The sequence below is a fragment of the Gottfriedia acidiceleris genome, assembly GCF_036421055.1.
Taxonomy (GTDB): domain Bacteria; phylum Bacillota; class Bacilli; order Bacillales; family Bacillaceae_G; genus Gottfriedia; species Gottfriedia acidiceleris_C.
Map to the genome: position 1 here is coordinate 1 of NZ_JAZGQS010000035.1, position 1435 is coordinate 1435.

Sequence of the window (1435 nt, forward strand, 5' to 3'; positions counted from 1 at the left end):
TACTACTATCAAGAGAATTTAGACATCGCAAAAAATCGTAAACTATATGAGAATATGATAGATGTGGAGCACCACATTGTAAAAATTGATAAGGAAATCAATTGGAATTATTTATATCAACTGATTGAACCTTACTATCGGTCAACCGTTGGCAGACCTTCAATTGATCCACTAATACTGGTAAAAATACTACTGATACAATATATTGAAGGGTTTCGCTCTGTTCGATTTACTTGTAAACAAGTAAAACAAAATGCAACTTATCGTTGGTTTTTAGGGATTTCACCTGATAGAAAAATACCTTGTCATTCGACTATTTCAAAGTTTCTTAATCATCGCTTGAAAGATAACGAGGTTTGGGAAGCTTTCTTTCACTATGTAGTAAATCTAATTAATATAGATGGATTTATCGCGAATGAAACTTGGGTGGCAGATGAAACAGAGCTAAAAGCGAATGCGAATAAAAGAAAACGTGAGGAATGGATTAAAGAAGTCGTAATTGAGGAAGATCTTGATACTTTAAAAAAAGTAAACGAGCGTAGACAAAAACATGGATTAAAATTACTTAAACCTAAAGGAAATAAAACTGAACTTAAACGCGTTTTACTTAATCCTGTTGATGGTGATGCAAGGTTATCAGTTAAACATGATGAAAGAGGTCGCTTCGCATATTTTGAACATCGAGTAGTTGATTCTTTACATAATTTTATAATCGATACTCATGTGACGAGTGCGAATGTTCCTGGGCATAGAGTTTTATTAAATCAGTTAGATTCGTTAAAAGAGAGGCTCGGATATTATTCCAACGAAATAGCTGTTGATGCGGGCTACTATAATTCAAGATTTGCCGAAGGTTTATTTAAACGAGGGATATTTGCTTATATCTCGCATCGTAGATTTCCAAGTAATGAGCATAAAGAATGTAGAAAAATTCAATTTCAAAAAGTAAATGATGACCTGTATGCCTGTCCTTGTGGTGTACCTTTTCGATATAAAACGACTACTAGACATGGCTATCATGAGTTTAAGCCTGACAAAGGTAGTTGTTTTAATTGTCCATTCGCGAAAAAAGATGATCGGGTTTTAAGAATATCAGTTAATCAACAAATTTACGATAAGTTAAGGGAACAAAGACTATCAGCTCGAGGGAAAATATTGAAGTCAGTAAGACCTTCAACAGTTGAGTTAAGTTTTGCCCAAAGTAAAGAACTCCACGGTTTACGTTACGCACGATACCGAGGAGTTCACAAAGTAAAAAGACAAGTTTTGATGACCGCCATCATACAAAACTTAATTAAATGGACCAAACTTCTCTCGCTAAAGGAAATAGGTCTTCATTTAATTTACCAAAAAACAGACTAAATGAACAACTAAAACAAAAATGCCACGAAAAATTCGTGGCATTTACTTGACGAAGTCTTTTTTCAACAGCGTG

At 34.1% G+C, this 1435-nt stretch carries 1 protein-coding gene; it reads left to right on the plus strand.

The features are described from left to right. Positions 1-1362: IS1182 family transposase (locus RAH41_RS22375; RefSeq protein WP_331225461.1), on the plus strand; the 1362-nt coding region annotated here is incomplete at its 5' end. Positions 1363-1435 lie beyond the last annotated feature (73 nt).